Annotated in this window: 25 protein-coding genes, 1 tRNA gene and 2 pseudogenes; 8 read left to right on the top strand and 20 right to left on the bottom strand. The window is 36.8% G+C overall.

The features are described from left to right. Positions 1-191 precede the first annotated feature (191 nt). Both L3081_RS12260 and L3081_RS12255 read left to right on the top strand, forming a co-directional pair. Complete coding sequence (locus tag L3081_RS12260) at positions 192-449, top strand: hypothetical protein (protein WP_242286463.1); 258 nt, start codon at positions 192-194, stop codon at positions 447-449. A 151-nt stretch (positions 450-600) separates the two neighbouring features. Then, entirely contained in the window at positions 601-2,136 is a 1,536-nt protein-coding gene (locus L3081_RS12255; protein ID WP_242286462.1) for a putative bifunctional diguanylate cyclase/phosphodiesterase, read from the top strand. A 70-nt stretch (positions 2,137-2,206) separates the two neighbouring features. On the opposite strand, the gene L3081_RS12250 is transcribed toward L3081_RS12255, so the two are convergent. Then, positions 2,207-3,883, bottom strand: coding sequence for an NAD(P)/FAD-dependent oxidoreductase (locus tag L3081_RS12250; protein ID WP_242286461.1), 1,677 nt, complete (start codon positions 3,881-3,883; stop codon positions 2,207-2,209). A gap of 145 nt (positions 3,884-4,028) precedes the next feature. Between L3081_RS12250 and fdxA the strand changes: the two genes are divergently transcribed. The 4 genes from fdxA (at position 4,029) to L3081_RS12230 (ending at position 7,091) form a co-directional block, all read left to right on the top strand. Next, a complete protein-coding gene (fdxA, locus tag L3081_RS12245) occupies positions 4,029-4,364 on the top strand; it encodes a ferredoxin FdxA (RefSeq protein ID WP_242286459.1) in 336 nt (111 codons plus the stop codon). 171 nt (positions 4,365-4,535) lie between these two features. After that, positions 4,536-5,903, top strand: a complete 1,368-nt coding sequence (locus L3081_RS12240) for an MATE family efflux transporter (protein WP_242286457.1) — start codon at positions 4,536-4,538, stop codon at positions 5,901-5,903. Positions 5,904-5,996: 93 nt separating this feature from the next. Next, positions 5,997-6,071: transfer RNA gene (locus tag L3081_RS12235), tRNA-Val, on the top strand. Between the two features lie 285 nt (positions 6,072-6,356). Continuing rightward, a complete protein-coding gene (locus L3081_RS12230) occupies positions 6,357-7,091 on the top strand; it encodes a DNA/RNA non-specific endonuclease (protein WP_242286455.1) in 735 nt (244 codons plus the stop codon). Between the two features lie 423 nt (positions 7,092-7,514). Here L3081_RS12230 and L3081_RS12225 read toward each other — a convergent pair whose 3' ends face one another. The 5 genes and pseudogenes from L3081_RS12225 to L3081_RS12205 form a co-directional block, all read right to left on the bottom strand. Further along, the gene (locus L3081_RS12225) at positions 7,515-7,874 is read right to left on the bottom strand and encodes a hypothetical protein (RefSeq protein ID WP_242286453.1); all 360 of its coding nucleotides are present in this window, start codon (positions 7,872-7,874) and stop codon (positions 7,515-7,517) included. A gap of 176 nt (positions 7,875-8,050) precedes the next feature. Beyond that, positions 8,051-9,032: pseudogene (locus L3081_RS12220) on the bottom strand (transposase). Positions 9,033-9,196: 164 nt separating this feature from the next. Continuing rightward, positions 9,197-9,484 (bottom strand): annotated as a pseudogene (locus L3081_RS12215) (transposase); the annotation flags it as partial. Positions 9,485-10,088: 604 nt separating this feature from the next. Next, positions 10,089-11,396 carry a hypothetical protein gene (locus L3081_RS12210; RefSeq protein ID WP_242286451.1) on the bottom strand — a complete coding sequence of 436 codons (1,308 nt, stop codon included), beginning with the start codon at positions 11,394-11,396 and terminating at the stop codon, positions 10,089-10,091. Between the two features lie 277 nt (positions 11,397-11,673). Next, the gene (locus tag L3081_RS12205) at positions 11,674-12,156 is read right to left on the bottom strand and encodes a cupin domain-containing protein (RefSeq protein ID WP_242286449.1); all 483 of its coding nucleotides are present in this window, start codon (positions 12,154-12,156) and stop codon (positions 11,674-11,676) included. Between the two features lie 308 nt (positions 12,157-12,464). Here L3081_RS12205 and L3081_RS12200 point away from each other — a divergent pair, with 308 nt between their 5' ends. Beyond that, on the top strand, positions 12,465-12,941 hold the full coding sequence (locus L3081_RS12200) for a DUF2947 domain-containing protein (protein WP_242286447.1): 477 nt from the start codon (positions 12,465-12,467) through the stop codon (positions 12,939-12,941). Beyond that, positions 12,941-13,849: a 23S rRNA (adenine(1618)-N(6))-methyltransferase RlmF gene (gene rlmF, locus L3081_RS12195; protein ID WP_242286446.1), complete on the top strand. Its 909-nt coding sequence runs from the start codon at positions 12,941-12,943 to the stop codon at positions 13,847-13,849. The genes L3081_RS12200 and rlmF overlap by 1 nt, the downstream gene beginning before the upstream one ends. A 274-nt stretch (positions 13,850-14,123) precedes the next feature. Here rlmF and L3081_RS12190 read toward each other — a convergent pair whose 3' ends face one another. From L3081_RS12190 to L3081_RS12140, 14 genes are all read right to left on the bottom strand, one after another. Continuing rightward, the gene (locus L3081_RS12190) at positions 14,124-14,615 is read right to left on the bottom strand and encodes a PaaI family thioesterase (RefSeq protein ID WP_242286444.1); all 492 of its coding nucleotides are present in this window, start codon (positions 14,613-14,615) and stop codon (positions 14,124-14,126) included. A gap of 57 nt (positions 14,616-14,672) precedes the next feature. Beyond that, positions 14,673-15,923, bottom strand: coding sequence for a phenylacetate--CoA ligase family protein (locus tag L3081_RS12185; RefSeq protein WP_242286442.1), 1,251 nt, complete (start codon positions 15,921-15,923; stop codon positions 14,673-14,675). Between the two features lie 50 nt (positions 15,924-15,973). Next, the gene (locus tag L3081_RS29385; RefSeq protein ID WP_242286441.1) at positions 15,974-16,297 is read right to left on the bottom strand and encodes an ATP-binding cassette domain-containing protein; all 324 of its coding nucleotides are present in this window, start codon (positions 16,295-16,297) and stop codon (positions 15,974-15,976) included. An 11-nt stretch (positions 16,298-16,308) separates the two neighbouring features. Then, positions 16,309-16,794 carry an ABC transporter ATP-binding protein gene (locus tag L3081_RS29380; protein ID WP_242286439.1) on the bottom strand — a complete coding sequence of 162 codons (486 nt, stop codon included), beginning with the start codon at positions 16,792-16,794 and terminating at the stop codon, positions 16,309-16,311. A gap of 106 nt (positions 16,795-16,900) precedes the next feature. Then, positions 16,901-17,788, bottom strand: a complete 888-nt coding sequence (locus L3081_RS12170) for an ABC transporter substrate-binding protein (protein WP_338027322.1) — start codon at positions 17,786-17,788, stop codon at positions 16,901-16,903. Positions 17,789-17,798: 10 nt separating this feature from the next. Beyond that, the gene (locus L3081_RS26930; protein WP_274620514.1) at positions 17,799-18,161 is read right to left on the bottom strand and encodes an ABC transporter substrate-binding protein; all 363 of its coding nucleotides are present in this window, start codon (positions 18,159-18,161) and stop codon (positions 17,799-17,801) included. Positions 18,162-18,335: 174 nt separating this feature from the next. Then, the gene (locus L3081_RS26925; RefSeq protein WP_338027321.1) at positions 18,336-18,944 is read right to left on the bottom strand and encodes a branched-chain amino acid ABC transporter permease; all 609 of its coding nucleotides are present in this window, start codon (positions 18,942-18,944) and stop codon (positions 18,336-18,338) included. Next, positions 18,919-19,410 (bottom strand): ABC transporter permease subunit, encoded by a 492-nt coding sequence (locus L3081_RS26920; protein WP_274620513.1) that lies wholly within the window; start codon positions 19,408-19,410, stop codon positions 18,919-18,921. Before L3081_RS26920 ends, L3081_RS26925 begins: the two co-directional genes overlap by 26 nt. Positions 19,411-19,450: 40 nt before the next feature. Next, on the bottom strand, positions 19,451-19,714 hold the full coding sequence (locus tag L3081_RS29375; protein WP_242286437.1) for an ABC transporter permease: 264 nt from the start codon (positions 19,712-19,714) through the stop codon (positions 19,451-19,453). Continuing rightward, a complete protein-coding gene (locus L3081_RS12155; RefSeq protein ID WP_242286436.1) occupies positions 19,695-20,342 on the bottom strand; it encodes a branched-chain amino acid ABC transporter permease in 648 nt (215 codons plus the stop codon). Before L3081_RS12155 ends, L3081_RS29375 begins: the two co-directional genes overlap by 20 nt. Beyond that, the gene (locus L3081_RS12150) at positions 20,339-22,327 is read right to left on the bottom strand and encodes a long-chain fatty acid--CoA ligase (protein WP_242286434.1); all 1,989 of its coding nucleotides are present in this window, start codon (positions 22,325-22,327) and stop codon (positions 20,339-20,341) included. Before L3081_RS12150 ends, L3081_RS12155 begins: the two co-directional genes overlap by 4 nt. After that, on the bottom strand, positions 22,327-23,139 hold the full coding sequence (locus tag L3081_RS12145) for an ABC transporter ATP-binding protein (protein WP_242286432.1): 813 nt from the start codon (positions 23,137-23,139) through the stop codon (positions 22,327-22,329). The genes L3081_RS12150 and L3081_RS12145 overlap by 1 nt, the downstream gene beginning before the upstream one ends. A gap of 170 nt (positions 23,140-23,309) precedes the next feature. Then, entirely contained in the window at positions 23,310-23,681 is a 372-nt protein-coding gene (locus tag L3081_RS28280; protein ID WP_338027320.1) for a hypothetical protein, read from the bottom strand. Continuing rightward, on the bottom strand, positions 23,653-24,348 hold the full coding sequence (locus L3081_RS12140) for a DcaP family trimeric outer membrane transporter (protein WP_338027319.1): 696 nt from the start codon (positions 24,346-24,348) through the stop codon (positions 23,653-23,655). The genes L3081_RS28280 and L3081_RS12140 overlap by 29 nt, the downstream gene beginning before the upstream one ends. Between the last annotated feature and the right edge of the window lie 134 nt (positions 24,349-24,482).

Here is a 24,482-nt window from a genome sequence, read left to right as displayed (position 1 = left end):
AATAAACCCGAGCAAGCGCTAATTACTTGATACAAAGGCAAATATTAGCTATGCTGTTATCACAAAGTAACTATACGGATATTGATAAGGAATTTGTAATGTATCGCGCAGTTAAAGATCTTTGTATCTTATGCACTTTAGATTAACGATATAACGTATAGTATCTTCCTATATAAGGATTGTATTAACGTATGAATGGCATCACGGCAAAATATTGGAAAACATTAATATCTCTATTTTTGTTATTTGTAATCACGATATATATTTTCTTCGTTTCTATTCTATCTCAAGAAGTACTCACCCTTAAAGCAATTCCCCCTGCCACTGCTTACGAATTACCTGAAAAACAATTATTAAGTGCTAATGAACATATTGCACAGTTATTGTTTCTTGATAATTTGGCGCAAAGTGATGAACATAAGCTAGTTGTTAAAATAGCAAAAAAATGACAACTGGTTAATTATTCCACTAAATTACATTTTGTTAGAGATTATATTAAGTGTTTTCTACCCTACACTTGCATTACTTATTTTCGCATTCATCGCTTATGTTTTAATATCAAATTATCAAAAATCCAAGTTAAAAAGCATGTTAAATAACATGCTCGATACGGCGAACAACATAGCACTAACCTTTGAACAACAACAGCCTCCTCAAAAGAGGCACTCAATCTTAACAAATCTTAATTATGCATTAGAAGACATCGCCCGACATGCGACACAATATAAAATTGACACCGAGCAACGTGCTTTTTGCGATAAACTCACCCAGTTAACAAATCGTCATACTTTTTTAGAACATATAGAAGAACAACTAACAATTGACGATAAAAGCATACATAGTGCTTTGTTATTTATTGACCTTGATGGTTTTAAAAAAGTGAATGACTCTTTTGGTCATTCATTTGGTGATGAAATTTTAATTCAAGTAGCAGAACGCCTTAAATCAATTGTAAGAAGTAATAAACTTAACGTTCACTCTTCACCAAATAATATTGAAAAGAATTTAGCACGATTAGGTGGAGACGAATTCACGATATTTCTTCATAATATAGTTGATGCTGAGTTTGCAGTAAGCATCGCTAAATATGTTTTAACAGAGTTAGAGCGTGATTTTATTTTGGGCAATAAAACAATTAAAATCAGTGCAAGTATTGGTATTGCTTTATATCCAGAAAGTGCCGGCAAACCTGTCACACTTGTACAATTAGCCGATGTTGCAATGTTCAGGGCAAAAAAAGATGGCCGAGGGATATACAAGGTATACTCTCCTGAAATGGGAAGCCAATTGAGGCGCTATCATTATTTACTTGAAGAAATGAGACTGGCAATAACCAGTAATAATTTTTACCTCACTTTTCAGCCTATTATTCATGTTGACGGTTGTATTATAAGCTATTTTGAAGCGCTTGTTCGATGGCAACATCCGATAGAAGGGGTTATTGCACCAACAGAGTTTATCCCAATTGCGGAAGAATCTAATCAAATTCTACCTTTAGGTGATTGGATATTAACTGAAGCCTGCCGTCAAATGTTTGCTTGGTATAATGCGGGGATGAAAAAAACCAAAATATCGGTAAACGTTTCAGTTATACAACTAAAACACCGTCCTATTCATCAATGGGTAATGAACACTCTTTTATCGACAGGATTACCCCCTTCAGCATTAATGCTAGAAATAACTGAATCTTGTTTTCTTGACGTATCGGACGATATTATTCATGAATTAGAAAAACTTCGTGAAGAAGGCATTTGTATTGCCATAGATGATTTTGGTACAGGGTTTAGCTCCCTATCAATCTTAGCCACCTTACCCGTGGATGTGTTAAAAATTGATAGAATGTTTGTCAATGAAGCAACAAACAGTATTAAATATAAAAAAATACTTAAATCTATTATCGATATGGCGCAACAACTGAACTTAAAAGTTGTTGCTGAAGGTATAGAAGATATTATACAACTCGAGTTATTAAAATCCTTAGGGGTTAAACACATTCAAGGATTTTTAATTAGCCCGCCCGAAAGTTCAATCAACATTGGCACTAAAGTGCTCACCCAAAAGTCTAATCATTTAGCACATAATGGTCTTGGGGTTTGGCAGCCAAAACCCTCATCAATAATAAGTAGGGTGAGCTAACCTCTACTTTCTTTTGATTTGAGTACTAGTTAATTACTCATTAAGTTCTAAAGTAATGTTTGTTCTTCGTTTAGTCTTCATTACAGATCGACAATGCTATTGCCTCGGCTATTTTAATACCGTCAATGCCTGCTGATAAAATACCACCGGCATAACCCGCGCCCTCTCCTGCAGGGTATAATCCTTTAGCATTGATACTCTGGAAAGTTTCTCTATCTCGCGTTATTTGAATAGGTGATGATGTACGTGTTTCAACGGCGGTTAACGTTGCCTCATTCATCGAAAAACCTTTAATTTTACGTTCAAAAGCAGGTAACGCTTCACGTATCGCTTCAACAGCATAGTCGGGTAGCGCTTCACTTAAGTCAGTATAAGTCACACCTGGTTTATATGATGGGATGACACTACCGTGTTCACCACTCTTTCTACCAGTTAGAAAATCGCCTACGAGTTGTACTGGCGCATCGTAATTACTTCCGCCCATACTAAAAGCTTGCTCCTCTAACCGACGCTGAAATTCAATACCTGCTAATACAGAATCAGTGGTCGCTGCAAATTTACCTTCGGTATAATCTTTAGGTTCAATACCAACCACAATCGCACTGTTTGCATTACGTTCATGACGGGAGTATTGGCTCATACCATTAGTAACTAAACGCCCTTCTTCAGATGCTGCCGCAACGACTGTACCACCAGGACACATACAAAAACTATATACACTTCGACCATTACTTGTGTGGTGAACTAATTTATAGTCTGCCGCGCCCAAAATTTCGTTACCATTTTCACCAAAACGGGCTTCATCAATAACAGATTGCTCATGCTCAATCCGAAAACCCACAGAAAATGGTTTAGCTTTAATATAAACGCCTTGCTCATGAAGCATTTTAAAGGTATCTCTAGCACTATGGCCAATAGCTAAGGCAATATGGTTAGTAGCAATATATTCACCTGTTGATAAAGTTAAACCAACCACTTCTTTAGCTTTAAAGCCTGACAATACGTTATCATCAAAAGTAATGGTTTCATCATTTTTAAAATGAATGCTTTCAACTTTTTGCTCAAATCGTACTTGACCACCAAGCTCAAAAATTTTTGCCCGCATTTTTTCAACCATGGTTACTAACTTAAACGTACCAATATGCGGCTTACTCACATACAATATTTCAGCAGGCGCGCCGGCATCAACAAACTCATGTAGTACTTTTCGGCTATAATGTTTGGGATCTTTTACTTGGCTATACAGTTTACCATCAGAAAATGTGCCTGCGCCCCCCTCACCAAATTGTACATTTGATTCAGTGTTGAGTATTTTTTTACGCCAAAAACCAAAGGTGTCTTTGGTGCGCTCTCTTACTTCCTTACCACGCTCTAAAATAATTGGTTTAAAGCCCATCTGAGCTAAAACTAAACCGGCAAATAAACCACAAGGTCCCATACCAATGACTACAGGGCGATTTTTCATGGTTTCAGGTGCATGTGCAACAAACTTATAGGCCATATCAGGTGTTAATTTTACCTGCGAGTCTTTGTTAAATTGTTCCAGTAAAACGGCATCTTTAGTTGTATTAACATCTAAAGTATAAATAAGAACAATTTTATTTTTTTTACGTGCATCATAACCGCGTTTAAATACGGTAAAGTCAACTAATTCATGCTGAGTAATTCCTAGTTTTTGAACTATTGCTTGCTCGATAGCATTATCAGAATGATTTAAAGGTAATTTAATATCAGTTAAACGCAGCATGGTTTTATATCCAAAAGTAGAGGGCATACAAATAATGGCGGCATTTTACCTGATAGTGAGACTCATACCAATGAAAACAACTGATTGAATTTAAAATAAAGCAAGGTATGATCTACATAATATTGTTTAGTGAGAATTTAAAAACATGGCTTTTGTGGTAACAGATAATTGTATTCGTTGTAAATATACTGATTGCGTGGCGGTATGCCCTGCTGAAGCTTTTTTTGAGGGACCTAATTTTCTTGTTATCAATCCAGACGACTGCATTGATTGTGACTTATGCCCAGTAGAATGCCCTGCCGGTGCTATTTATCAAGAAAATGATGTACCTGAAAATCAAAAAGAGTTCATTCAATTAAATGCTGATTTAGCCAAAGTATGGCCACGAATCACAGAAGTTAAAGCAGCACCGATAGATGCCGACGAATGGGATGGTATTGAAAACAAATTAAAATACCTCGATGTTCAAGATAAAAAGTAAATATTCTTCTATAAATATAACAATTCTAAACCAATATTTTGACTTTTTAGTTTAAGCTTTGCCTTGATCAGAAGTAATGAATAATACATTTTTTATTAGTTGCCAGTATCTACCTTATTCAATATGATGGCGAAACTATTTTCTCTTTTAAATTATCTATTTAAGCACTTAATGAATTTTACCTCTTTTTTCTCTCATACAAAAAGTTTAGTAAAACTTGCATACCCCATTTTAATCGCCCAACTGATTCAAAATTTGATGGGATTTGTTGATATTGTTATGGGTGGTCGTGTGAGTGCTATCGACATGGCAGCTGTTGCCGTAGCTAATAGTATTTGGTTACCACTTATATTAACAATTTACGGCTTAATCATGGCTCTTTCAGTGATTGTGTCTCAATTTGATGGTGCCAAAAACTATATAGCTATTAGTAAACATACTTATCAAACAGCATGGATTGCCTTGATATTAGGTTTATCTCTCATCGGATTATATTATTTACTTGTTCCTATTATTGCACCGTCTCTAGAATTAGAAGGTAACCTTAAACCATTATTATTAGATTACTTACGCTATATTATCTGGGGCGCTCCTGGGTACTGTTTGTATTTAGTCTTAAGAAATTATGCTGAAGGCCTTTCCTATACCAAGCCAACCATGATCATTAGTATTGTTGGCTTGATAATTAATATTCCCGCCAATTATATTTTCATTTACGGTGAGTTTGGCGCACCGGCATTAGGTGGAGCGGGTTGTGGTATTGCCACAGCCATTGTTTACTGGGTTATGTTTGTTGGTATGCTTATTTATGCTTTTAATTCTAAAAGATTAAAAGAAGCACCACTTTTTGAAAAATTTTACTGGCCCAATTTCATCGAAATTAAGGGTATTCTGACATTAGGAATACCTATCGCCTTATCACTATTATTTGAAGTGAGTCTATTTGCTGTTGTAGCAATAATTTTAGTACCGTTTGGTGCAGAAACCGTTGCTAGTCATCAAATAGCGCTGAATTTTAGCGGTTTAATTTTTATGATTCCTTTAAGTTTAGCGATGGCAACAACCATAAAAGTAGGTAATGCTATTGGCCATAATGATCATCAAAAAGCGAAAGACTACACTGCTCATGCTATAACATTGGGACTATTCCTTGCCGTATTCACAGCCATTATTACAGTCGTTTTTAGGGTTCCAATTGTTAGTATTTACACGGCGGAGCTTCCCGTTATTGAGCTTGCCGCTAATATTATGCTATTAGCAACTTTATATCAGTTTTCTGATACGGTTCAAGTAGTGTCTGCAGGCGCACTCAGAGGATATAAAGATACTAAGTCTATTTTATATATCACCTTTTTTTCTTATTGGTTAGTTGGTTTAACCGTTGGCGTGATTTTAGGTATCACCGATTTAGTTGTTCCAAAAATGGGTGCTTATGGTTTATGGATAGGTGTTATTTCCGGTTTAACAACCGCTGCTATCTTGCTTGCTTGGCGTTTACGCGTAGTGCAACGACGTATTGACTTAAAAACAAGCAATTAAACTTTATTTGGGCTAAATTGAACAAAAGCACTTGCAAGCACATTAGTTGACGGCTAACATAGCGCCCGTTGAGTTATTCAACAAACCACTTTTGCGCGGTTAGCTCAGTGGTAGAGTCCTCGCCTGACTTGCGAGTTGTCAAGTGTTCGAATCACTTACCGCGCACCATTTTATTGAAAGAGCTACCTTAGGGTAGCTCTTTTTGCTTTCTAACGTTGTATCAGGTGTTACTTACTCCCTGATCTAAATTAATTAAATACCTAAATACCAATCACCAAAAATTTAAAAAAATCACTCAAAGGAATGTTCATTTACTAAGACCACTCTGCGTAGTTCGCATGGTCGTTTTTTGTGATATAAATTCATATAAGTTAAAGGATACTTTTGCTGCAACATTAACCGATAGTAGATGTGAAGTTATTTTGATATAGGTAAAAAATACTAAAGGTTAAAATGAAAAAACTTGTACTGTTACCACTTACTCTTTGTAGCGCTTTAGTGAATGCAGAAATTAGAAGCGTAAGTTGTCCTTTAGGTTGCCCTAGCCTGAATATCATAAATAATGACGTAGTGTTCAACCATACTTATGTCTTAAGTAATAACCCAAAGACAAAATTTGCAGATTGGGTGGCCTACGAAGTCAATGTAACTAATTTTGGTGATAGCCCTGGTAGAAACTGGGGGAATGATATCTTGATTGATGATGATGAATCTTTGGAGGAGTCTGATTATAAAGGTGCTTTTAAGAAATTAAAAACTGACAGAGGACATCAAGCCCCATTAGCGAGTTTTTCTGGGCATAAAAATTGGACAGAACTAAACTACCTATCCAATATAACACCTCAAAAATCAGCGTTAAATCAAGGTTCATGGGTTGCATTAGAAATTGCTGTGCGCAATGCTGTCAGCTTTAGAAATTCACTTTATGTGATAACTGGCACGCTATATTTAGAAGATAAAGAGCCTCTTCCAGGCGCTGATGAATCACACACTATTCCATCAGCATACTTTAAAATTATCTATGATTTAAAAGGCAATAGTGCAAGTTTTTTATTTGATCAAGACTTACCTAGAAATACTAAATATTGTCAGCAAATGATTAAAAACAAAGAACTAAACGGTATAATCTCATACACTATGCCGAGCTTTAGCGATTCAACTAAAATACTCAAAAGACTCGGTTGTTAAAGAATTAACTAATTAACTAATTAACTAATTTAATTAACAATTAACTAGGCCAATTAACTAGGCCACCCATAATAATTAACTAGGCCACCCATAATTAACTAGGCCACCCATAATAAATAATTAACTAGGCCACCCATAATAAACAAAAGTAATAGCGATAATTAACTAGGCCACCCATAATAAACAAAAGTAATAGCGACACGTAATTAACTAGGCCACCCATAATAAACAAAAGTAATAGCGACACGTAAATCAGATTATTTTTTATTAAAATAATTGACGTAATGATCAGGTAAATGGCTCGGAGATCGGTTTTCTTAGCTCTAACGTCACTTTTTCTGAATTTTAGGTGAGTGTGTGCCGTAACATTGTCAAAATGCTATCTAGGCTAAGGTTTTATTGTTTTGTCGCTAAGTGACGTGGTTAAGCACTATTCAAACAAGCTTGGGCATTGGCTATGCCATGTGTTCGCTTTAAGCCTACATGTTCACTAAATTCACTTAAGTGCTCAGCTGTTCCGACAGCACCCGTGAAAATACATTCAAATTTTGTGGTGAGTTTTAACCAACTTTCATCACTGATATGTAGTCTGGCTAAAATGTTAGACGCTTTTGGGTTAATCGCGCCACGTTTATCGTTCCGAATTACTTTCCCTGTTTCATCAACGAGGGTTAAATAGTCTTTTAAGCTGAAGCTTATGCCCTGGGAGTGTTGATGTTCATTACCAGTAAAAGGGAGAGAATTAACTAGGCCACCCATGATATACAAAAGTAATAGCGACACGTAAATCAGATTATTTTTTATTAAAATAATTGACGTAATGATCAGGTAAATGGCTCGGAGATCGGTTTTCTTAGCTCTAACGTCACTTTTTCTGAATTTTAGGTGAGTGTGTGCCGTAACATTGTCAAAATGCTATCTAGGCTATGGTTTTATAGTTTTGTCGCTAAGTGACGTGATTAAGCACTATTCAAACAAGCTTGGGCATTGGCTATGCCATGTGTTCGCTTTAAGCCTACATGTTCACTAAATTCACTTAAGTGCTCAGCTGTTCCGACAGCGCCCGTGAAAATACATTCAAATTGTGTGGTGAGTTTTAACCAACTTTCATCACTGATGTGTAGTCTGGCTAAAATGTTAGACGCTTTTGGGTTAATCGCGCCACGTTTATCGTTTCGAATTACTTTCCCCGTTTCATCTACAAGGGTTAAGTAGTCTTTCAAGCTGAAGCTTATGCCCTGGGTTTTGTGTTGATGTTCATTACCAGTAAAAGGGAGTAACTGCTTGGGTTGCTCACCGTTAATAGCCGCTTTAATACGTAATTGAATGTTTGGTGAAACTTGATTGCTCGGGTGTAGGGGAGATAGCGGCACGTACTGGGTTTAAATCAACATAAGCCATACACGACAATAAAGCACCTTCATCAAGCAAGGCTTGAGATTTAAACCGTCCTTCCCAGAAATGGCCTGTGCATTTATCTTCTTGATTGGCTTGCCTTGCGATAGGCTCATTTAAGGAGCGCATAAACCGACTAATATCCATTAAACGCTCTTTGTATACTTTAGCGGTTTGTTCAACCATGGTGAGTTGATAGTCAGCCAGTGGTTGTTTGTTTAAATATTGGCGTGTGAGGAGCGTGCCTTTAAAAAGTTGATGCCAACGTTGAAGAATATCTGCTGTGGACCACTGTTTTATTTGCTCACAATCCACATGCAGCACTAAATGTAAGTGATTGTGCATGATAGCATGGGCACAAATATCAATAGCAAAGGATTGGGATAATTGAAACAGACGTTTTTCAATCCAACGGCGTCTGTGTTCAAAGCTAGTGCCAGTTTCTTTATCGACCCCGCATAAAAAGGCTTTGCGTACAGTGCGGCTACAAATGTGATAATAGGGGGTATTGAGTAAACTAATTTGTTGTGAGCGGGGTTTAGGCATCATAGTGTCCATACTTGATTAAGGTAAGGTAAGTGTAGTTTATACTAGGAAAGTTGCAAAAGTTATTATGGGTGGCCTAATTAAATGGGAAAGTTGCAAAAGTTATTATGGGTGGCCTAATTAAATGGGAAAGTTGCAAAAGTTATTATGGGTGGCCTAATTAAATGCCAACGTTGAAGAATATCTGCTGTGGACCACTGTTTTATTTGCTCACAATCCACATGCAGCACTAAATGTAAGTGATTGTGCATGATAGCATGGGCACAAATATCAATAGCAAAAGATTGGGATAATTGAAACAGGCGTTTTTCAATCCAACCGCGTCTGTGTTCAAAGCTAGTGCCAGTTTCTTTATCGACCCCGCATAAAAAGGCTTTGCGTACAGTGCGGCTACAAATGTGGTAATAAGGGGTATTGAGTAAACTAATTTGTTGTGAGCGTGGTTTAGGCATCATAGTGTCCATACTTGATTGAGGTAAACTAAGTGTAGTTTATCTTTGGGAAAGTTGCAAAAGTTATTATGGGTGGCCTGATAACACAATAGTGTCCATACTTGATTGAGGTAAACTAAGTGTAGTTTATCTTTGGGAAAGTTGCAAAAGTTATTATGGGTGGCCTAATTAAATGATGGTAAATGATGGAAAGTTGCAAAAGTTATTATGGGTGGCCTAATTAAATGCTGGGAAAGTTGCAAAAGTTATTATGGGTGGCCTAATTAAATGTTACAAAAGTTATTATGGGTGGCCTAATTAAATGTTGCCTAATTAAATGTTTGCAGTAGAGCTAATCATATTCACTTCGCTATAGTTTTACATACCATTACTACAGCTAGTTCTATGCCAACACCGAAATAAAAGATAAGATATTGTTAAATAAAGGAATTATTTTAACCAAACAATTTAGGTGTCCGTTTTTAATTGTTTAAATTGTCCGTTCGGACATTAGAGTGTCCGTTTAGTATAAAGCGGACACAAAATATTAAGCGGTAAAGCGGGTATTTATTTTTGCTAGATAACACACATAAAATACTAACTTTCCTATATTGAAAAGATAAGTTTAACCAAAAATAGCACGCATTAAACTGATGGCTTTTTCAACACTGTGTCCTTTTTTAACTTGGCTTATTATAGAGTCTCGTTTCGAAATCATATACTCAGGTAAATCTTCTGCCATAAGTGCTTTATCAACCAAAGATTCGATAGACTCAGTACTATTCTTTCTGAATGTAGTGCGTGATTTTGACTGTAACTTATTTACTGGCTTATTTAGCGCTTTATCACGAGCACGAACATAGTTTGAGTTTTGTGCTAAAGCAGGATCAGCAAACAAAAATAAATCGATTAAAATTGCTCGGTTATTCCATAATGTAAGTTCACGACTAGTATTATGATTTTCTTGTTCAATGGTTGTTTCGTCATGCTCAGTAACCATTTCAGGGGCACTACCAATAATGCTTTCGATACTGTTATTAACACTATTATTAACCGAAGGCAGCGGCTCGGTTTGGTTCCACCAAGGTAAAGTACGTAAGGTTCCTATCATGTCATGCCAATAAGATGAAAAGTCCGTGTTAGAGAATTTAACGATAGATAGTCCTTTGCAGAATATATCAATTTTACTATTATTTAAGGCGATAAATTGATCTGGGCGTCGCATCGCTAATAAACGAGTTGCAACAGTTAAGGGAGCTTTAGTTTTTGTGCTATTTCCCTGTGAGTTATCTGGTGTATTTGCTAAAAAAATCGCCTGAAAATCACTTACAAAGTTTTGATAATGGTCATAGTTCACTTCACCAACCAATGGAATATGAGATAATGCTGCATCAAATTTTTCAGGGAATTGCTCAAGTAATCCATGGAAAACCTTAGCCCCTTTAGTACTAGCAAACCATTCACAATCAAAATCATACGTTTGGTAGTTGTGATGGTTTGTGTGTTTACCCGCAAAGACTAAACGGTCTTCAGTTGATAAGTCAGCTAAAGGTTTTTGGCAATACTTATTACTATAATTTAAAAGACGTAAGCGTTCATCTAAGGCGTGTATGGTGTTTTGTTCTTCAATAAAATCAACAAATATAGGCCACGGTGCAATCCGCGCCATTTTACATTGACCAATGGTAAACCCCTCTTCAAGGGTCTGCTGCAATTTCTTTAATGGAGCAAATTGTTCATCATCAAGTAATTCAATTTTAAGATCTTCACGACATAGCCTAATGACTTCGCCACACCACCCGGTGAAGTCTTCGGGTCTATTTATCACTTTAACCGCCATTAAATTCAAACTTAAGGGAGTAACATATTTAAGTGTATTTTGATAAATCTGATTTTCTGCAGCAGATAATGGCATTTTTACAGGTGACGACAACAACTTTCTCATTAAAATTTACACACTCTTATTGATGATATATTTCCAGTAACACAAGCGAGTATTAGCTAAAAATAATAGTGAAAGTCGCGCATAATACGGATTTATGAAAACAATGCAATGGATAGTAAATAATACTAAATCTTTCGCTGTATCCTTGTACTACTAGTGTTTAAAAAAGTACCAAGGATGTATGCACAAACAGTAAAATTAAAACAAGTGTCTGCAGTATGGTTGTGTACATAATGCCGACTCTTCTCCACATTTACTCAGCTTGTTATACTTTCTTACCCGCAACAGGCTCCTCAATATCGTCAATATTTACTAAATTCCATTTTAATCCCTTATTGCGATAGATACGTTTATTAATATTTGTGTAATCAGCCACATCGTGATCTAACCTTTGGCCTACGACGATACACTTTAAAACACAATCACTATTGTTGGTTAACTTGTGGGCTAAGCCATCAGCACGATATCCAATAAAATCGCCCGCTTGTACTAAATAAGTCTCATCACCTATTTCAGCCGTAGCTTCACCTTCTAGAATATAAACACACTCATCCTCATAATAATGCTTATGAAGTTCTGTAGAGTCATAACCAGGCTGTATTTCGATAATATGAAACCCAAAGCCCGTTAAACCGGTATGATCACCAAGTGATTTATTTACTCTTTGTGCATTTTCATTAACGAAATGAGTTTTTGATACCCCTTCCATCTCTTCAATTTCTTTTTTAGTAATTAGGTATTTATCCACCAAACACTCCTTTAAACTTTCGAATAATAATAACGACTACTCGGCTCTTGATTTCCATAATGATAAGTACGCTTTAGATACGAGGAATACTTTTTATTTATTACCGATACTGCCAACACCGAGTTAGCTAAACTAGTTTTAGTATTCACTGAATTACCCTATATGACAAGTGCATGTGCTTTTTGAAAACTTATCTGGTGATATTCTTTATACCCCTTTAGAAAAATATTGTTCAAATTCATTATAAATATATACTGACTCCCGTATAATCTACTTATATGCCTTAGTATCATCGTAGAGACTAATTAATGAGCTACATCCCATTAGAACAATTAAAAAATGCTTGGATTTTTAAGCATAAAAGCCTACCTATTCATGAAAATGATTTAGCAAAAATCAAACCTATGGCAAAGGATCGCGCGAATGTTTTGTGGGATACTTTCATTAGTCGCCAAGCTGATCACCCCGATTTTTTCAAAAAAGGTGATTGGCCATTTGACAAAAGCAATTGGATAGAGCAAGGAAAATGGGAAGGGGTTTGGGATAGTACTGATGAGAGCTTACCTGAACTTATTAACACACATATAGATTGGGATAATAATACGGTTGTTTATTATTGTTCTAGCCGAGACAATATAATTGAAACAACATGGGTGGTATTTAAACGCTGTTGGAAAAATTTTTTATTTATGGATGATGGCCCTATTCTTATCGGGAAAAAAAGACAACAAGTCGTGCAATTCACCAGTAATGGTTATTTTAAAATAGGTAACAAACCTAAATAATGACTATAAAAACCGCACTGCATCCTCGTAATAAACATCGTTCTGGCTACGACTTTGCTACGTTAAAAAAAGCAAATCCATCACTATCTCCGTTTATTATAAAAAATAAATATAATCAACAAGACACTATAGATTTTAGCAACGCTAGCGCAGTAAAAGCATTAAATGTGGCTTTATTGAAAACATATTATCAAATTGAACATTGGGATTTTCCGCAAGGGTATTTGTGCCCTCCTATTCCAGGACGGGTTGATTATATTCACTACCTTGCTGATTTATTAAAAGAAGACAAAATAACTACAAAACGGATCTCAGTCTTAGATATTGGTACCGGAGCAACTTGTATTTATCCCATGTTAGGCGCACGTGCATACGGTTGGCATTTTGTTGCTTCTGATATTGACCCTGTTTCTGTCAACACGGCTAATTTAAATGTTAATGCCAATAAAACGGTTGCCAAACACATTACTTGCCGTTTACAAAATAATAGCGAACATATTTTTCAAGGTATTATTAACACAGGAGAATACTATCATCTAACACTGTGCAATCCGCCCTTTCATAAATCATTAGAGGAGGCAAGTTCAGGCACTAACCGAAAATGGCAGAATTTACAAAAAGGCAAAAAAACAAGTAATGAAAGAGCCTTAAATTTTGGTGGGCAAAAAGCTGAATTATGGTGTCATGGTGGTGAGTTGGCGTTTATTCAGCAAATGATCAGTGAGAGTAAAAAATATCAAACGCAAGTTGGTTGGTTTACTTGCTTAGTGTCTAAAAAAGAACATTTATCTAAAATAAAACTGTATTTGAAAAAAGCACAGGTTTCGAAGGTTAACGTTATTAATATGGCGCAGGGACAAAAAATAAGTCGTTTTGTCGCTTGGCAATTTACCAAAAAACAACCCTAACAACATCGCTCTGCACCATATAAAACAATTAAATTCATAACAACTCAACATTAGGTTGTTATTACTATTTTAACCTGAGCTCGGCTTAAGAGATAGCTAACAAATTGAAATATTGATAAAATTTTTTATAATATATCTCTAGCTTGATAGTTTTTCTTAATTCAAGGCAAATTTCGCGTCAATAGCCGGTCTATTGCAAGTAAATTTAACGCAGAAGTAAGGAAAAATAGCTGCTAGAGAAGCATTTGTTAAGCCGAGCTCAGGTTATTTTACTTTACTTAACCATACTATCTGGCATTAACACAGCAATAACCTGCCCTTTAGCACAAATTATGTCATTGGCTGATAAGGTTATATCAACAATAACCTTTCGTTCTTTTATTTCACTAAAACGACCAATTAATTCCAATTCAACGCCCTGTGGTGTAGGGGCTAAAAAGCTCACATTAAGTGCTCCGGTAACAAAGCGTAATGCCGGTAAACTCCCCATTTCACGTCCTTGAGACAAATAAGCCATAGCAGAAGCGCTGCCTGTACCATGGCAATCAATTAATGAGGCAATCATACCACCGTAGACAAAGCCGGGAATAGCCGTGTATACCTTATCGGGCATATGATGAGCAATAGTCGTACTTTCTAGCAAGTTATTTTGATCAATGTGTTGCCAAAAACTTTTTAATTGATGGCCGTCAGGGTTATTTTTACCGCAACCATAACAATGGCTTAACTCTTCTGGGTAACAATCTTGAAATGCTTTTTTATTCATTTTCAATCCTTTACATTTACGGTTTAATATAATAGTGCCAATTGGGTATCACACAACTCAACCAATGGTTCGTAAATCATCAATCACTTTACCATCGTCTGCTAAAGTGCCTAAAGCAACAATTTCAACTGAGCCCGTTAATTTAGTTATTTTTTTCAATGTTGCACTAATATTTTCAACAATTTCTGCGAGTTCAGCTTCAGAGTTATTATTAGAGGCTAATTCACATTGTAAATGCATTTGATCATTGTAATTAACTTGGGTTACTGACAAACGCATTTTTTCAATATTTGCAGAAGCCAACCTAACTTTCTCTATTTGCTCGGCATGGACGAACATCCCTTTCACTTTAGTAGTTTGATCTGCTCGCCCCATCCGGCCCTTTATACGCATATTCGTTCGACCGCAGTCACTCACACCGGTTTTTATTGCAGATAAATCACCTGTAGCAAAACGAATAAGTGGGTAATCTAGATTGAAACTTGTTACCACTACTTCACCAATTTCACCTTCAGCAACAGGTTCTAAGGTTCCCGGACGAACAATTTCAACCAATAAATCTTCGGCAATAATATATCCATCATCATTTTTTGATTCAAAACCAATAAGTCCCACATCAGCACTAGCATAGGCTTGCAGTGTTGCAATGCCCGCTGCATTGAATTCAGATCGAAGTGCTGATGGTAATGCTTCACCAGTAACCAAAGCTTTAGTTAAACTGCTTATATCTCGGTTATCAACCTTAGCTTTATCAAGCAATATTTTTAAAAATGAGGGCGTACCTGCATAACCTTGCGGTTTAAGGTGTTCAATAATATCAAGTTGCAAATCGGTTTGCCCCGGCCCTGCGGGGATCACCACACAACCACATGCTCTAGCGCCTGAGTCGAGTATAAAGCCTCCCGGGGTCAAATGATAAGACAAGCAATTTTGTACTAAATCGCCTTTTCTAAAGCCAGCAGAATAAAAGGCTTGTCCCATTCGCCACCAATCATCACTGGTATTTTCAGGATCATAAATCGGCCCCGGTGATTGGAAAATTCGACCTATCTTGGCGTTTTTAGCATTCAACCCACCTAAAGGTGAATTTTTTGCCTGCAAACGCACTAGATCTGATTTTCTCGTAATGGGAAGTTGTGCGAGTAGTTCTCGGGTTGTTATTTTTTCAGCATCAATATGCGCTAAAGTTTGCTGATAATGTGGACATTCTTGCTTTGCATAAGTGATAAAATCAGACAAGCGCGCCAATAATGATTGCTCGCGCAATTCTGGGTTTTGGCACTCTCTCTCATAAAAATATTGTTTCATGGTAACTCGATTATTTTAAAATTCAGATAAATTACAAACGTCTCAGATGCTTACAACCAACGTTTACGTCGTTTGTAAGATTTTAAGTTTTTAAAGCTTTTACGCTCCTCGTTACCACCACCTAAATAAAATTCTTTTACGTCTTCATTACTTAGCAGTTGTTCTTGCGTACCATCAAGTACAATTTTCCCTGATTCCATAATGTAACCATAGTCTGCAGCTTTAATGGCGTAGTTAGCATTTTGCTCAACTAACAACATGGTAATACCTTGATCTTGGTTTATTTTTTTAATAATACCGAAAACTTCTTTTACTAATAATGGTGATAACCCCATGGATGGTTCATCTAAGCAAATCATTTTAGGACGCGCCATTAATGCTCTGCCTATCGCCGCATCTGTTGCTCCCCTCCTGATAAATAACCTGCAAGACCTGTACGTTCTTTTAAGCGAGGAAAATAATTAAATACCATTTCGATATCTTGATTAATTTGCGAATCTTTACGGGTATAAGCCCCTAATTTAAGGTTTTCAATAGATGTCATGTCTTCAATAATTCGACGTCCTTCCATGACCTGAAAAAGTCCACTTCGTACTACATCTTCTGCATTTTTCTTATCAATACGCTCACCCATAAAGGTAATATCACCTTTAGTAACCTCACCATATTCAGTTTTAAGTAAACCGGATATAGCTTTTAATGTTGTTGATTTACCTGCACCATTTGGCCCTAGTAAAGTAACCACTTCACCTTCTGGCACATCGAGAGACACTCCACGAAGCACTTGTATAACTTCGTCATAAACCACTTCAATATTGTTAACTGAAAGCATAGGTGAAGCTGTTTTAATTTTTGCTGCCGCCTGTGACATATAATATTTACTCCGTTGAAAATATAACTATCCCGCTTTTGAAAGCGAGATAGTTATCAGATAATAGGAACGTTATGTGTTCCAACAATTATCAAATAAGACAGGATTAATAACCTAACCAGTCATCACGACGCTTTAAAGTTACTTGTGACACTTTTTCTATCTCAACTTTACCGTCGACATAGTTGCCTTTGTAAATATTAACTTGGTTAATACCACGGTGATCTTCATTGGTCCAGTTAGCTGCTAAGCACACACCCTCTAAGCCTTTTGGTACCCAGTCCTTATGAACATACATACCTTTTTTAATGTTTTCACCCGTAATGCCACCATTATCTTTTGCCCATTCCATTGCTTCTTTCATAAAGTAAGTTGAACAAACACCGCGAATATAATGATGTACACGTTCTTTTTCACCTGACTCATCTGACATTTTAGAAATTTCACGAACCAACTTCATACCAGGTACTTGGTCATTCCAAAAAGGTGTCATCGTTGGGAATATATAGTTTTTAATGCCTTCACCACCCGCTTCAAATACCTCTTTATCACCCCCCCAAATGTTTGACATAAGTTGAATATCAACACCTACAGTGTTACAAGACTTCACTAAAGACAGTACTGAACCACCTAAGTTACCTATATAACCGTAATTCGAACCAGAGCTTTTAATGCTTAAACATTGTGCTTTAAAATCGCCGGGCTTCATTGAAATCACAACTGGTGGTAACACGTTAAAACCTAATTCTTCCGCATATTCGGCACACGCTGCTTTCGGAGCATTAGGGAATGGGTGGTTAGCACCAATATGAGTAAATTTCGGTTGGCCTGTTTTACCTTTATTTTTCCAGTCTTCCGCAGCCCATTGTACTAGACCACGACACGCGTCTGAATAAGAAGCGCCATAGAAGAAATTATAAGGTGCCGGTTTTTTTGTATGCGGATTTTTTCCTGTTGGATCAGTTAAATGTCCAGAATAAGAAGCAGAAAACACTGGCGTTTTATCACGTGCAACAAAGGAAATTAATGCTTCTGTATCTGCCGTTCCCCTGACCTTGCATCGCCACCATTTTTTTACGGGTCTTCCATTTTTTATAAGATGCTATCGCTTGTGGCACTTTATAAGCGTAATCGATGGTTTCAGACTCAAGTTTTGTACCATTTATACCACCGTGCGCATTAATATATGCAAGAGAATCTCGCACGCCATCTGCGTAGTTTTTACCAACAAAAGCGGTAGGGCCTGACATGTCAGCTAAATGGCCAACAAACACTGAATCTTGCGCTTGCGCCTGACTAGTAATGCTTAACACAATACTGGTTGCAATTGAGCTTAGTAATAATTTTTTATTCATAACGTTTTTCATGTGATGTTCCTTAAATTGTTGTTACCTTACCCACAGATAAGTGAGGTAAATATTATTTTTATGCTTGCTTGCTTTACGTTACGCAGTTAAATAAATTGCTCTCCCCATCAATTTAACTGCGCATTATTCTCCATTACTTTTTAAATCGTTATTAATTTATTCAAATTAAAATGTTTAATAAGCAAACGGATAGAATTTCCAGTAATTTTTAATTTGAGCCCAACGATGTGCTAAGCCTTCAGGTTCAAAAATCAAAAAGCCGATAATGACCAAACCAATAGCCATTTCTTTGATATAAGCTAAACCATCAACAACCATGGGAATATTGCCCCAGTCAGTCATTTTCATTAAGCCAACGATATTGCCTAAAACTTCAGGCAAAAAGACCATAAAGATAACGCCCATTAATGTGCCTTTTATTGAACCTAAACCACCAATAATAATCATGGCTAAGAATTGAATAGACATCATGATGGTAAAGCCTTCAGCTGAAACATAACCTAAATAATGAGCATAGAGTGCGCCACCAATACCGGCATAAAAAGATGAAATACCAAAAGATAATAAACGGTATTTATTTAATTTAACGCCCATGATTTCAGCTGACAAATAATGGTCACGTACAGCGACGAATGCCCTTCCATCACGACTACGCATTAGGTTACAGCCCCAAATAAACATAAAAACTAAAGCAAAAAGTGCGACATAGTAAAAACTTTTATCGGTATCAAAAATAAAACCGAACAAGTTTAAGGGTTCAGCCATTGACCCAAAGAGCGCCACCTGAAAACCATTCTGCTCGTGCAAAAAAATCTTCAATAATGAATTGTGCTGCTAAGGTCGCTATCGCTAAATATAAGCCTTTAATTCGCGCAGCCGGTGCACCAAACATCATGCCAACACCCATGGTTAAAAAACCGGCTAAGGGAATACATAAGAACACCGGTATATTAAAACTTGTATTTAACCAAGCTGAGGCAAATGCACCAAAACCAAAGAAAGCACCGTGTCCTAGTGAAATTTGCCCGGTGTAACCCACTAAAATGTTCAAACCTAAAGCGGCTATCCCCAAATAGGATATTTGAATGAGTAACGTAATAAAGTACCCACCGAGTACAAAGGGTGCAAAACACAAGGCAATTATGGTTAAAATAGTCACCCAACGAATAGTTTTTGTTTCAAAAATTGTATTATCTTGTTTATAGCTAGTACGAAAATCTCCGCACGGGCGCATAGTTAAACTAGACATAAATCACTCCTAAAAAATTGTTATTGTCTGTTAATTGGCGTTATATACGCTCAATATCTTTCGTGCCAAATAAACCGTATGGTTTGAACCAAAGAATAATTAACAGCACATAAAATGGTGCGATGTCGTACATATTGCCCACATGTAAATATTGACTATCAAAAAACTCAGCGACATTTTCTAAAACACCGATGGTTATACCGCCAACGATAGCGCCCACAATAGAGTCTAATCCTCCTAGAATTACGGTTGGAAAGACTTTAATCCCCATAATAGAAAGTGAATCAGATACACCATTTACCATACCAATAACCACACCAAGAGTGCCTGATACTGTGGCTGCAATTCCCCACCATCGCAAATACATGTTTTACAGATATGCCTAAGCTTTGTGACACTTGTTGATCAAAAGCTGTGGCACGCATCGCTAAACCATGTCTTGAATACTTAAAGAATAAGAAGAAGGCAACCATGATACACAGTGCAATAATCGTACTCATGAGATAAGCCATTTCGATATTTAGGCCAAAAATATTAATATTTTGAGTATCAAATACCTGCGGATAACTTTGAGGCGAAACACCAAATATCCATTTCATTAAAGCTTGGAAGAATATTGACAAGCCAATAGTCACCATAATCACTGATATAATTGGTTCACCAATCATAGGACGTAGCACTATCATTTGGAGCAGCACACCAAAACCGGCCATAAACACGAGCGTTAACAAAAATCCAACAAAAAATGGTAGTTCTAAATAAATCAGAGATGCCCAACAAACCCAGGCACCAATAAGTAAAAATTCACCTTGGGCGAAGTTAACGATTTGTGTTGATTTATACACCAACACAAAACACATACCGATAACGCCGTATAGCAAACCAACAATAAGCCCATTGGTGACTAATTGAAGTAAGAGTTCAAAATTCATGATGCTTTCCTCTGTGATGGGTTGTTATTAGATTTCGACACTGCTCGCCCATCGTTTTCAATTAACGTAGCCACTTTAAGCTGCGTTTGAATTCGTGAGCTACCGCCATCTTGGAAGGTAATAACAGTATCAACATCCACCTTCTCTTTGTTGTCATAAATTGAAGTAATAATGTCGCCATATTTATCGGCAATAACAGTCCGACGCACTTTACGGGTACGCGTTAACTCACCATCATCAGCATCTAATTCTTTATACAATAAGATAAATTTATTGATTTTTTGAGCGTCTGGTAAGGTTGCATTTACTTTTTCAACTTCATCTGTCAGCTTTTGATAAACTTCTGGTAATGAAGCAAGACTGGTATAGTTAGTAAAACCATAACCTTGTTGTTCAGCCCATTTAGATACAATAGAAAAACGAATACAAATTAACGCACTTAAATAAGGTTTATCTTTACCTAAGATCACGGCTTCACCAATGAAAGATGAAAATTTCAATTTGTTTTCAATATATTGAGGTGAGTACTGCACACCATTGTCGGTTTTCGCCAAATCTTTAATACGGTCAATAATCACTAAATGGCCTGAAGGTTTAACATAACCAAGATCACCTGTGTGCATCCAACCATCAATTACATCTTCGTCATAAGCTTCTTGATTATCTAAATATCCCGTGAACATACCCACTGTTTTCGCGATAACTTCACCAACGCCTTCTTTATCAGCATTAATAACTTTTACTTCGGCACTGTCAAAAGCAATACCCACACTGTCATAATCGACATCTTCGGCATGATGCACTGTGTATGCACCACAAAGCTCTGTTTGACCATATAGCTGACGTAGTGGTACACCGATAGTTTGGAAAAATCTAAACGTATCTGGTCCCATAGCGGCGCCACCCGTTGCAGCCGATTTAAGAAAAGTAAAACCTAACCTATCCTTTAACGCTTTCATCAATAACAAGTCGGCAAACCATGAACGTTTTCCTTGGTTTTGCGCTTTCTCTGCTATAGCAAATGCATAATCAAACAATTTTTGTTTTAGTGGCGTTGAGTCCATCATCCTAGCTTTGACATCCGCTAAAATACCTTCCCAAACTCGTGGAGCAAGTAACACAAAACTTGGGCCTATTTCTCGTAAGTCAGCCATTAAAGTTTCTTGTTCTTCCACAAAATTAACTATTTGTCTGGCAATTAAGGCTTGTCCAACGGCATATACTTGTTCCATAATCCAAGGCAATGGCAGTACTGATACATAATTATCGCCGGCTTGACGAGGATCAGCACGTAAATACGAGCTGCAGTGTTTAACAAAATTACCGCCACCTAAAAAAGCAATTTTAGGTTTAGAAGTTGTACCTGACGTTGTACAGTAAATAGCCGTTTCATCAGCGTTAGTTGAATCAACATATGTGTTGTATAAGTCTGGAAATTTTTTATCTATTTCTTGGCCTTGCTTGTAAATATCTTCAATACTAATTAAACGCTTATCGTCATATTTACGCATACCTCGAGGATCGCAATAAACAATAAATTTTACCTCTGATACTTGCTCACCAAGTTCAAGCAATTTATCGCATTGTTCTTCATCTTCGGCAATAACCACGGTGGCGTTACTTTTATTTAGTAAATACACCACTTCTTCATGTAATGAATCTTGGAAAATACCAATAGAATAACACCCCATCGCGTGGGCCGAAATTTCACCCCAAACCCATTCAGGACGGTTATCACCTAATAATGCGATGGCATCTTTAGGTTGAACACCTAATTTTCGTAAAGCAAGCGAAAGCCACTTAACGCGGTTTTCATAATCTTGCCAAGTAAATTCGTTCCAAATGCCAAATTCTTTCTCACGCATGGAAATATCATTAGGCCAGTTTTTAGCATTATGTCTTAGTATTTTAGGGAAAGTATCTAACTCCCCCATATCAAAATCGTTACTTGCTTTAAAAGCATTTATTTTTAATTGGCTCGACATTAACTTGCCTCCTGTTCTTCATAGATATCATCTACTTCATCATCTTCTATACCAAGGTAAGCACGTTTAACATGTGGGTCAGCCATTACTTCATCAGGTAATCCCGCCATGAGCTTCTTACCAAAATCAAGTACCATTACTTTATGAGAAATGTCCATCACTACGCCCATATCATGTTCAATCATCACAACTGTGATGCCAAATTCTTCGTTTAAATCAAGGATATAACGCGCCATGTCTTCTTTTTCTTCTAAATTCATACCGCCCATAGGTTCATCAAGAAGAATTAATTCGGGCTTTAAAGCCATTGCACGTGCAAGCTCAACACGTTTACGTAAACCATAAGATAACGTACCGGCAACAGATTTTCTGATATGTGAAATTTCTAAAAAGTCGATGATTTCTTCACAATAACGACGATGGGCAAGCTCTTCTTTTTGTGCAGATGATGCCCAATATAATGGCCCTGTTAACCAGTTATTTTTCAATAAATGGTGACGACCAACCATGATGTTATCCAATACTGACATATGACCAAAAAGGGCTAAATTTTGAAAAGTACGTCCCATACCAAGATCTGCCCTGTCGTTAGGACTTAACTTAGTCACATTTTGATCATTAAAAATAACAGCGCCAGAATTAGGACGATAACGACCAGAAATACAGTTAAGCATGGATGTTTTACCTGCCCCATTAGGACCGATAATGGAAAATACAGAGCCTCGGGGAACCTCAAAGCTAACGTCAGTCAGTGCTTTAACACCACCAAACGCCAATGAAACATGTTCTACTTTGAGTATTGACTCAGTCATACTCACTCTCCTAAATTAATATAAATAATATGTGCGTAATACACGCTCTTTGACATCCTTTCATCGCGATATATCGTACGTCCTGTCGATAAAAAAGGGAGGGGGAATATCCCCCTCCAAAACGTAACAACAAATGGGAACTGTTACGTCAACAAAGTTTTGTTATAAAACTAAAGTACATACCTCAATGAAAGCTGTGCATAGTTTGAATCAGCATCAAGAGTTTTCATTTTGAAATTACCTACTTCAACACCTACCGCTAATTGTTTAGTTAAGTCTTGGAATAAGTTAACCCCCCATTGACTTCTATCAGCGCCAGAAACATCCGCTTCTGCTGCACCATAAAGTACAGTAGTTCGTAAAGTGTCTGTCCAATAATGACGGTAAGCTGCAAGGTAGGCGGTAACATCTTCAACTTCTTCACCAATAACATCAGTAGCAAAAGCGGCACCTACATAACGACCTAACTCACCTTGATGGAATTGAAATCTAAAATCATCTTTACCAACCGTTTTAATACGACCAAAGAATTGAAGCCCCAATAGCTGTTTCAGTATTACCTAGGGTTGTATTTAATTGACGCGCTAATGCAGAGAACGACACATTACCCCAATCGCCTTTTAAGTTATAACGTGCAGTAACATCTGGAACATTGTCGTTGGCTGTATCACCACCCCAAGTTTCAGGGTTTTCAAGTGATACCTGGAAATCACCCATGGTATAACGTATTTGACCTTGACGAATAAAGACTAAACCTAACGTTGCACCGGCAAAGTCAGCTGATTCTGGAATAGCACTTGTGTTCATGAACGTTGACCAAGTTTGTCCTGCTAGTACATTTTTGTATTTGATAAATGCATGACGAATACGAGGGTTTGCAGAATTTGAAACGATTTCGTTACCGCCACCGCCCCAAAAATCCATTTCAATAAAGCCCATCACATCACCATGGGTATATTTCATATTAAAACGCGTTTCATTAGCGAATAAGTTGAATTGTGAAGCGCTATTATCAAGCTTAGATCCTGTACCAATCCAATAAGGTCTATAGGCCACATCACCATCAACATAACGTGCATCTACTTTAATATAACCACCAAAAGATATTTTATCGTCTTCCGATAACTTAATGTCGTATCCGGCGTTGGCAACGCCTGCTGCAACAAGTAAGCTTGACGCGAGTAATAAATTTTTAGACTTGGTAATCATTGTTGTTTCCCCTAGTTATATGTATTTTTGTTTGTGTTTTTATATCTATGTCGTTAAGTACTATTGATATGTACTTTTTATTTATTCATTTTCTGTTTCCAAAAACATAATAGAACAGTACAAAAATCTAACAA

The organism is Colwellia maritima, assembly GCF_022669015.1.
Lineage (GTDB): Bacteria > Pseudomonadota > Gammaproteobacteria > Enterobacterales > Alteromonadaceae > Colwellia > Colwellia maritima.
This window is presented reverse-complemented; position numbering and strand designations above follow the sequence as displayed.

Bases quoted from the DNA above. Each gene is read 5' to 3' on its own strand.
- L3081_RS12260 (WP_242286463.1), top strand. From the start codon at position 192: ATGAATGGCATCACGGCAAAATATTGGAAAACATTAATATCTCTATTT.
- L3081_RS12255 (WP_242286462.1), top strand. From the start codon at position 601: ATGCTCGATACGGCGAACAACATAGCACTAACCTTTGAACAACAACAG.
- L3081_RS12250 (WP_242286461.1), bottom strand. From the start codon at position 3,883: ATGCTGCGTTTAACTGATATTAAATTACCTTTAAATCATTCTGATAAT.
- fdxA (WP_242286459.1), top strand. From the start codon at position 4,029: ATGGCTTTTGTGGTAACAGATAATTGTATTCGTTGTAAATATACTGAT.
- L3081_RS12240 (WP_242286457.1), top strand. From the start codon at position 4,536: ATGAATTTTACCTCTTTTTTCTCTCATACAAAAAGTTTAGTAAAACTT.
- L3081_RS12230 (WP_242286455.1), top strand. From the start codon at position 6,357: ATGAAAAAACTTGTACTGTTACCACTTACTCTTTGTAGCGCTTTAGTG.
- L3081_RS12200 (WP_242286447.1), top strand. From the start codon at position 12,465: ATGAGCTACATCCCATTAGAACAATTAAAAAATGCTTGGATTTTTAAG.
- rlmF (WP_242286446.1), top strand. From the start codon at position 12,941: ATGACTATAAAAACCGCACTGCATCCTCGTAATAAACATCGTTCTGGC.
- L3081_RS12190 (WP_242286444.1), bottom strand. From the start codon at position 14,615: ATGAATAAAAAAGCATTTCAAGATTGTTACCCAGAAGAGTTAAGCCAT.
- L3081_RS12185 (WP_242286442.1), bottom strand. From the start codon at position 15,923: ATGAAACAATATTTTTATGAGAGAGAGTGCCAAAACCCAGAATTGCGC.
- L3081_RS29385 (WP_242286441.1), bottom strand. From the start codon at position 16,297: ATGGCGCGTCCTAAAATGATTTGCTTAGATGAACCATCCATGGGGTTA.
- L3081_RS29380 (WP_242286439.1), bottom strand. From the start codon at position 16,794: ATGTCACAGGCGGCAGCAAAAATTAAAACAGCTTCACCTATGCTTTCA.
- L3081_RS26930 (WP_274620514.1), bottom strand. From the start codon at position 18,161: ATGAAAAACGTTATGAATAAAAAATTATTACTAAGCTCAATTGCAACC.
- L3081_RS26920 (WP_274620513.1), bottom strand. From the start codon at position 19,410: ATGTCTAGTTTAACTATGCGCCCGTGCGGAGATTTTCGTACTAGCTAT.
- L3081_RS29375 (WP_242286437.1), bottom strand. From the start codon at position 19,714: ATGGTAAATGGTGTATCTGATTCACTTTCTATTATGGGGATTAAAGTC.
- L3081_RS12155 (WP_242286436.1), bottom strand. From the start codon at position 20,342: ATGAATTTTGAACTCTTACTTCAATTAGTCACCAATGGGCTTATTGTT.
- L3081_RS12150 (WP_242286434.1), bottom strand. From the start codon at position 22,327: ATGTCGAGCCAATTAAAAATAAATGCTTTTAAAGCAAGTAACGATTTT.
- L3081_RS12145 (WP_242286432.1), bottom strand. From the start codon at position 23,139: ATGACTGAGTCAATACTCAAAGTAGAACATGTTTCATTGGCGTTTGGT.
- L3081_RS12140 (WP_338027319.1), bottom strand. From the start codon at position 24,348: ATGATTACCAAGTCTAAAAATTTATTACTCGCGTCAAGCTTACTTGTT.